Origin of the sequence: Clostridium sp., assembly GCF_017888565.1 — a bacterium.
Lineage (GTDB): Bacteria > Bacillota > Clostridia > Clostridiales > Clostridiaceae > Clostridium.
In genome coordinates this window covers 19,511-27,718 of record NZ_JAGHFX010000026.1, presented here as the reverse complement: position 1 = coordinate 27,718, position 8,208 = coordinate 19,511, and the positions used below count along the sequence as shown (strand labels likewise).

General features: G+C 28.1%; 9 protein-coding genes. 1 reads left to right on the top strand and 8 read right to left on the bottom strand.

Annotated elements, in window-relative coordinates; translation table 11 throughout:
- On the top strand, nt 1-83 hold an 83-nt coding region (locus J7M87_RS04840; protein WP_291649224.1), incomplete at its 5' end, for an IS3 family transposase.
- A 55-nt stretch (nt 84-138) separates the two neighbouring features.
- On the opposite strand, the gene J7M87_RS04835 is transcribed toward J7M87_RS04840, so the two are convergent.
- The 8 genes from J7M87_RS04835 to J7M87_RS04800 form a co-directional block, all read right to left on the bottom strand.
- Complete coding sequence (locus J7M87_RS04835) at nt 139-1,839, bottom strand: diguanylate cyclase (RefSeq protein ID WP_291649220.1); 1,701 nt, start codon at nt 1,837-1,839, stop codon at nt 139-141.
- 56 nt (nt 1,840-1,895) lie between these two features.
- Nucleotides 1,896-2,030 (bottom strand): cyclic lactone autoinducer peptide, encoded by a 135-nt coding sequence (locus J7M87_RS04830; protein ID WP_291649218.1) that lies wholly within the window; start codon nt 2,028-2,030, stop codon nt 1,896-1,898.
- Nucleotides 2,027-2,689, bottom strand: coding sequence for an accessory gene regulator B family protein (locus J7M87_RS04825; RefSeq protein ID WP_291649216.1), 663 nt, complete (start codon nt 2,687-2,689; stop codon nt 2,027-2,029). The genes J7M87_RS04830 and J7M87_RS04825 overlap by 4 nt, the downstream gene beginning before the upstream one ends.
- The gene (locus J7M87_RS04820) at nt 2,667-3,146 is read right to left on the bottom strand and encodes a hypothetical protein (protein ID WP_291649214.1); all 480 of its coding nucleotides are present in this window, start codon (nt 3,144-3,146) and stop codon (nt 2,667-2,669) included. Before J7M87_RS04820 ends, J7M87_RS04825 begins: the two co-directional genes overlap by 23 nt.
- A 38-nt stretch (nt 3,147-3,184) precedes the next feature.
- A complete protein-coding gene (locus J7M87_RS04815; protein ID WP_291649212.1) occupies nt 3,185-3,736 on the bottom strand; it encodes a DUF5317 family protein in 552 nt (183 codons plus the stop codon).
- A 287-nt stretch (nt 3,737-4,023) separates the two neighbouring features.
- Complete coding sequence (locus J7M87_RS04810) at nt 4,024-5,751, bottom strand: NADH-dependent [FeFe] hydrogenase, group A6 (protein WP_291649210.1); 1,728 nt, start codon at nt 5,749-5,751, stop codon at nt 4,024-4,026.
- Nucleotides 5,752-7,596, bottom strand: coding sequence for an NADH-ubiquinone oxidoreductase-F iron-sulfur binding region domain-containing protein (locus J7M87_RS04805; RefSeq protein WP_291649222.1), 1,845 nt, complete (start codon nt 7,594-7,596; stop codon nt 5,752-5,754).
- A 61-nt stretch (nt 7,597-7,657) separates the two neighbouring features.
- Entirely contained in the window at nt 7,658-8,134 is a 477-nt protein-coding gene (locus tag J7M87_RS04800) for an NAD(P)H-dependent oxidoreductase subunit E (protein WP_291649208.1), read from the bottom strand.
- Between the last annotated feature and the right edge of the window lie 74 nt (nt 8,135-8,208).

Sequence of the window (8,208 nt, the reverse complement as noted above, 5' to 3'; positions counted from 1 at the left end):
ATTATTATAATAATGACCGTTGTCAGTGGAACTTAAAAAAGCTGACTCCTGTTCAATACAGAAATCAGCTCTTAGCTTCCTAACTCTCTTTTTTAAAATGTCCTTGACATAGGGACCAGTTTATATCACTCCCCTCACTTAAATAAGATTATCTAACTTATCTTTATTTTCTTTTATTACTTCTATAAATTTCTCTGCAATAATTGGATCAAATTGACTCCCACTAAATTTTCTTAACTCTATAATGGCTTCATCATATGTTTTTCTTTGATTATAAGGTCTATTTGAAGTCATTGCATCAAAGCTATCAACAACAGTAAGAACTCTAGATAAGTAAGGTATTTCCTCACCCTTTAATCCACCTGGATAACCAGTTCCATTATATTTCTCGTGATGATGCAATATAATTGGCACCATCTTCTCTAATGATTTTACAGGTCTTATTATTTCAACTCCACTTTCTGGATGCTGCTTTAATAACTCCCATTCTTCCGCCGTTAATGGCATTTTTTTCATTAATATATCTTGGGCTATATTTATCTTTCCAATATCGTGCATATAAGCTCCATATATTAAGTTATCCGTATCAATTTTATTTAGCTTTAACTTTTCTGCTAACAATCTACTATATAAGACTACTCTCTCCGAATGTCCATATGTATATCTATCCTTAGCATTAATTACACTTATTAGAGTTTTAATTGATGTAACTAATTCTATATCTTTTTCATCTATGTCATTTTTAAGCTCATCTAATATAGAAGTATAAGTCTCAACTCTATTTTTATTAAAGAACTTTGCTCTATATAATGCATCATCAGCACTCTTTATAAGTTCTATATCACTTTTAGCTTTGTCTGGATAAACAGAAACACCCATAGAAGCTGTTAAAACTCCCCTTGGTTGATTTTCTTCTCCATAAAACTTAGCTTTTTCTATAGTTAATCTCAATTTGTCTGCTAATGACAAAGCTTCTTCTTCTGTAGTGTTTGGTAATATCACTGCAAATTCTTCTCCCCCATATCTAGCTGCAATATCACCTTCTCTTATATTATTTTTTAATATATCGCCTATAGTTCTTAAAACTTCATCTCCCTTTTGATGTCCATATAGGTCGTTATAATGCTTAAAATAATCTATATCAACAAATATCATAGAAGTATGTTCTTTATACTTCTCTGATAATGTTATTTTCTCTTTCAATGCATCATGGAAATATCTATGATTATATACTCCTGTTAATCCGTCCTTATTTACTAATTCTTCCAGCCTATTAATGTGTTCATCCTCAATCTTAACATAGAATCCTAAAGGCCAAGCTGTAAGAAGAAAAATACCAGATAGTATTAAATCATTTTGAAAGTATTTATTAACTGTTCCTGTATTCGGAAAACAAAAAATATCCATTCCTAATAATAAAATGGAAGAAATAAAAGCAACTGTTATTCCCCTTTTTAAACCTAACTGTATAGTAGAACTAGTTATTATAAATATAAATATATATTTATATTCACTTTCATAAGATCCTGATAATATTACTGCTATAAAAAATATTGCTATAAAAACAAAATTCTCTATAAATATAATCTTGCGATACCTATGTTTATTTATTCTGTCATTCATTGAAAATGACCATACAAGATATATTCCTAATAATAATAACATTACAACTCCCAATGCGATAAATATAATTTGTTGATATACCAAATTATTTAAAAACTCATTATCATTAAAAATATATTGAAAAAATATAATAGCTGTGAACATTAATGATGCCAATTTTACTATTGAAACCATATCATTTATTTGTTTTAGTTTATTCTTATTTATTTTATTCAAATTGTTCACCTCATAGTAATTTGAATAAAGATCGGATAAATCCGATCTTTATTTAGTTATTCATCTCTTAAAGCTTTTGGCTCTTCTGGTTGATATACTGACCAGAAGCAAGCTGAAGTAGATACTACAGAAGCAATAACTGTAGCAAAAGTAGCAACTGCCATTAAAATTTTGTTGTTTAATCTCTTCATTTCTTTCTAACTCCTATCATTTTTAAAATTTTTATTAATAAAGAATCTAATATATTAACTACAATATGACCATATCTAGTTAAAGTAAATACTTGCCATAATATACCTGCATATATACAAGTAGAATAAATTAGAAAAATATTATTTTTACTTGTATAATACATTATTAAATTACAAATTACTATAATCATATAAATAGATAATATTATAATAGACCTCTTTTTTAATCTTTTTATTTTTTCTTCCTTTTTTATTGGTTTATTAGGGCTATCTACCGGTGCTAACTTATAAATAATACTTAATGAAGCAATATATATAATTACACCTACAAAAATTATATAAATAATATTTAAATTAATATTTTTAATAAGATATGCAGGTAATACTGCAACTATAATTCCCAATACAATACAATTAAATGGAGTGCTTGCATGAACTCCACCAGAATATTTTCTTAAAACAGCTTCAACAAATGATATAATTAAAGCTTCAAACATTACACCTAATATCTTACCAAATATCCCTACTAGTAATATTGATATTATCATATGTAAAACAGCATATAATCCATATTCTATAATGCTTCTTTTATCTTCATCTAAATTCAATTCATTTTTTAAACTATTAGATATATTCTTACAAATTAACTCTAAATTCATTTTTAAGCTTCCTTCTTTTCTTATTTATTATATAAAATATAATAATTATTATTAATGTAATAATTATTGATGGCAATCCTAAAATCGATTTTTTTACTGGATCTTTAAACAATATATCTAAATCAAGTTTCATTAAATTAAGAATCAAAACATTAACTGCTTCTGCTATTAATTGAATTAAATACAAGATTATTATACTTTTTATTGAATGAATTGCATCGACTTTATTATATACTATTGCTATAAACAATAGAACTAATACTGATAGGATCATATGTACTCCATAATTTATAGGAAGTAATCTTATTATATACACTGAGCTAGAAAATATTAAGCTAGATATTATATACTTTTTTCTATCTATCTTTAATTCTGAAAAAACATAAATTGCAAATATAAAAAGAAACCCTTCTGGTATTGTCCTTAATAAAAATTCTATTGGTTGTAACTTTAACATGTCTTATCTCCTTCTTATAAGTTATTTAATAAAACTAATTAACTTATTTCCTCTTTTGTTATATTTAAATGTTTTACTACATTATAAATTATAATAAATACATAGGCTCTAATAAAAATATCACCTATACTAAGAACACTATATCCAATATCAAATATATCAGTTAATAATTTCAATTTAGTAGTAGAATCACCTAATATATGTATATCATTTACCTTATTAAAGGCATCCGTCTTCGCATATCCAGTTAAATATGATAATGTTGGAAAAACAGGCATAAATCCATTATTAGCTGAAATTGCTATATCATTTAATATTCCTCCAATTATAACAAAAACAGACCCAATAATTGCCGCTATATACTGCCTAAATGTAAAAATTAATGGTAAATATGAACATAAATATATAGATTTTAATATCCCTACATACTTAATGACTTCATAATTCTCCATGAATATATTAGCTTGTACGACAAAATAAACTATTTCCATAAATAAAACTGGATATATAGCCCAACTTTTAAATAAAGGCTTTATTTTTAACTTTTTTATTTTACAAAATATTAACGAAATTAATATTGTTTCAATCATATATTGTCCTTTCCATTATTATTCTTTCAATAATATCTTTAATAAATCAATATACTTCTAAAAAAAATTGTTATTTTTTGTTTACATATTAATTATACTATCATATGTTATTCTTTTCCATAGTTTTTTCTAATTAAAACGTTTTATTTGATATTTTTCCCAATATTTTGTTTTTTCTAATTAATTTCATTAGAATAAAAGGGAAACTTATTGTTTCCCTTTATATTATATAATTAAATCTTAATATTTTTAATAACATACTTAATTTTATTATATATATTATTAAATCAGCTCCTTTTATAATTTATGTGTAAAATATTATGTGCAATATAACTATTTGGCTTTTGTAGATAATCTTTATATAACTTTCTTATCATAGGATTATCATGAGCTTTTCTAATAATCTTATTTTTATCTTCATTATATATTGCATCCATTCTCTTTTTCAACATATCTCTATTTGACTTTATAAAAGGCTGACCTCCTCCATTAATACACCCTCCAGGACAAGCCATTACCTCAATAAAGTGATATTTTGAATTTCCAGATTTAATTTCATCCATTATTTTTTTAGCATTTCCTAATGAACTAACAACTACTACATTAATTTCTTTTCCATTTAAATCTATTTTAGCTTCCTTAATTCCATCTAATCCTCTAACATTTTCAAAATCTATTTTTTCTAATTCTTTACCTGTTATCCATTCATAAGCGGTTCTAATAGCTGCTTCCATTACCCCTCCACTAGTTCCAAAAATAGTTCCAGCTCCACTTGATATTCCTAAAGGATTATCAAATTCTGAATCATGTAAATTAACTATATCTATTCCAGCTTCTTTTATAATTTTAGCAAGCTCCCTTGTAGTTATAACTAAATCCACATCCTTTATACCATATATATCCTTCATCTCTTTTCTATTTGCCTCATGCTTTTTAGCTATACATGGCATAATAGAAATTACTGCTAAATTCTCTCTTTTTATAGATAACTCCTGTGGAAGGTACCTTTTAGCTATAGCTCCAAACATTTGTTGAGGTGATTTGCAGCTAGATACAAGATTGATATTTTCATAATAATTATATTCAGCATAGCTTACCCAAGCTGGACAACAACTAGTTATAAGCGGTAAATTCTCACCCAAAGTAAATCTCTCTATAAATTCATTTGCTTCTTCCATTATGGTTAAATCTGCTGCAAAATTAGTATCAAAAACAGAGTCAAAGGATAGCAATTTTAATGCAGTTACAATTTTTCCTGTTGATAATTCACCTGGTTCTAATCCAAATTCCTCTGCAAGTGCATATCTAACGGCAGGTGCAATTTGGGCTATAACATATTTATTATTATCATCTAGTATTCCCCATACTCTTTTATAGTCACTTTTTTCTCTTAAGGCATCTGTAGGACATACAGCTACACATTGTCCACAATAAGTGCAATTAGTCTCATTTATTGAGTCATTTGAAAATGTGGATACATTTGTTCCAAAACCTCTATTAGCTATTGTTATTGCATGAACTTTTTGAATGTCATTACAAACAGTTACGCATCTTCTACACAAGATACACTTCTCTCTATCTCTAACAAAGCCATCTGAAATATCTAAGTCAAATTTTACTTTCTCACCTTCATATTTATTCTCATCTATTCCTAAGTCTGATGCTAATTTTTGCAACTCACAATTCATATTTTTATCACAATTTAAGCAATCTTTTGGATGATTTGATAACAATAACTCAACTATAGTCCTTCTTGCTCTAATAGCTTTTAAAGAGTTTGTTTTTATTGACATTCCCGCTCTTACTTCAGTTGCACATGCTGGTACTAGTCCATCCCAGCCTTCTACTTCAACAACACATACCCTACAAGTTCCCTTGCAATTTCTTGTTTTCCCATCTACCATATACATATGACATAATGTAGGTAAATTTATATTAAGTATCTTTGCAGCATCTAAAATACTAGTCCCTCTTTCTACTTCTATATTAACTCCATTTATCTTAGCACTTACCATTTAAAATTCACCTCCTAAGCTAGTTTTTATAATAGCTTTAGTCGGACATGCTTCGTAGCATAAGCCACACCTTATACACTTATCAATATCAATAATATGCTTTTCTCTTATCTTCCCTTTAATAGATAGTACAGGACATGCTCTTAAACATTTAGTACATCCAATACAACTATCTGTAACTTCATATTTTACTAATCCTTTACATACTCCTGCAGTACATTTTTTATCTATTACGTGCTCCTTATACTCATTATTGAAAAACTTTAAAGTACTTAATACTGGATTTGGCGCTGCTTCTCCAAGTCCACAAAGAGATGTATCTTTAACAACTCCACATAGTTCACTCATTTTTTCTAAATCTTTTTCTCCTGCCTTACCATCAGTAATTTTCTTTAATAATTCTAATACTCTTTTATTACCTATTCTACAAGGAGTACATTTACCACAAGATTCATCAACGCTAAATTCTAAATAAAACTTAGCTATATCAACCATACAGTTGTCTTCATCCATTACTATCATTCCTCCAGATCCCATCATTGATCCAATTGATGTTAAAGTATCATACTCTATAGGTAAATCTAGATATTCTATTGGTATACAACCACCTGAAGGTCCTCCAGTTTGTATAGCTTTTAACGATTTATTATTGATAATTCCCCCACCTATCTCATAAACTATATCTCTTAATGGCACTCCCATTGGAATTTCTACTAACCCTACATTATTTATGTTTCCTGCTAAAGCAAAAACCTTAGTTCCAGTAGATTTTTCTGCTCCTATTGAACTATACCACTTAGCACCCTTGTTAATTATTTGACTAATATTTGCAAATGTTTCTACATTATTAACACAAGTTGGTCTCTTCCATAATCCTTTTTCTGAAGTTCTTGGTGGTTTCATTGTAGGTTCTCCTCTTAGGCCTTCGATTGAATGAATTAATGCTGTAGCTTCACCACAAACAAAAGCTCCTGCTCCATACTTTATTTCAATATCAAAATCAAATCCTGTATCTAATATATTTCTTCCTAAAAGTCCTATTTCTCTTGCTTGCTTTAACGCTACTTTTAATCTATGAACAGCTAGTGGATATTCCGCCCTTATATAAATATATCCTTTGTTAGCTCCAATTGCATAACCACAAATAGCCATTGCTTCTAATACTGAATTCGGATCCCCCTCTAATATTGCTCTATCCATAAAAGCTCCTGGATCACCTTCATCAGCATTACAAATTACATATTTTATATCTCCAGTTGCTCTTCTAGCAGCTTCCCACTTTCTACCCGTTGGAAACCCTCCACCACCTCTTCCTCTAAGTCCAGATTCACTTACTTCTTTTATAACTTCTTCTTGAGTCATATCTGTTAATACTTTTCCTAACGCTGTGTAAGCTCCTACACCTAAAGCATCGTACATATTTTCTGGATCTATAACTCCACAATTCTTTAATGCTATTTTCACTTGTTTTTTATAAAAAGGTATCTCTTCTTTTATTTTTATTCTTTTCTTAGTTTCTTCATCTTGGTAAAGTAGCCTGTCTACAATTTTACCTTCAAGAATATGACTTTCTACTATTTCTTTAACATCTTCTTCTGCAACTTTTATATAAAACACTTTATCCGGCATAATCTCTATTACAGGCCCCTTTGCACAAAATCCAAAACACCCTGTCATTATAACTTTCACATTTTCTTGCAAATTTAATCTTGCTATTTCTTCATTAAATGTCTTTAAGATATTATCAGCATTTGAAGCTTTACATCCCGGTCCTCCACAAATTAATATATGCCTTTCTTTTATTTCACCCTTATTGAATCTTTCTGGATTTTCTCTAATCTCCATTTTCTTTTTGCATTCTTTATATTTCTTTAATAAATCATTATAAGTACTTATTCTCTCCATACTAACCTTGCTCCCTTAAATTATTTATTAATTCATTTACTTGAGGCTTAGTAAAATATCCATAAACTTTATCGTTTACAAGCACAACTGGTGCTATAGCACATGATCCAACACATCTTAATGTATCCAGAGTAAATAATCCATCATTAGTTGTTTCTCCTTCTTTTATTCCCAATATCTTTTTAAAGTCTTCTAATATATCGCAAGCTCCTCTAACAAAACATGCTGTTCCTGTACATATACTTATTACATATTTGCCTTTTGGTTCTGTAGAAAAATATGAATAAAAGGTAATTACACCATATACTTTGGATACAGGTATATTTAATCTATAAGCTATATATTCCTGTACCTCTCTTCCCAAATACCCATATAATCCTTGTGCATGATGTAATACTGCAATTAAAGAACTTTCATCAGTATTTCCTTCTTGGATAAATAATTCTAAATCTTTAAATTTACCACATTTATCTCTCAAATTATCTCCCCCGCTTTTATTATTTTAATTTTCAAAATATTCTAATAATTAAATGTTATCATACTTATATTTAT

Excerpts from the sequence above, each read along its gene's own strand:
- J7M87_RS04805 (WP_291649222.1), bottom strand. The coding sequence starts at position 7,596 with ATGGAGATTAGAGAAAATCCAGAAAGATTCAATAAGGGTGAAATAAAA.
- J7M87_RS04820 (WP_291649214.1), bottom strand. The coding sequence starts at position 3,146 with ATGTTAAAGTTACAACCAATAGAATTTTTATTAAGGACAATACCAGAA.
- J7M87_RS04810 (WP_291649210.1), bottom strand. The coding sequence starts at position 5,751 with ATGGTAAGTGCTAAGATAAATGGAGTTAATATAGAAGTAGAAAGAGGG.
- J7M87_RS04830 (WP_291649218.1), bottom strand. The coding sequence starts at position 2,030 with ATGAAGAGATTAAACAACAAAATTTTAATGGCAGTTGCTACTTTTGCT.
- J7M87_RS04825 (WP_291649216.1), bottom strand. The coding sequence starts at position 2,689 with ATGAATTTAGAGTTAATTTGTAAGAATATATCTAATAGTTTAAAAAAT.
- J7M87_RS04815 (WP_291649212.1), bottom strand. The coding sequence starts at position 3,736 with ATGATTGAAACAATATTAATTTCGTTAATATTTTGTAAAATAAAAAAG.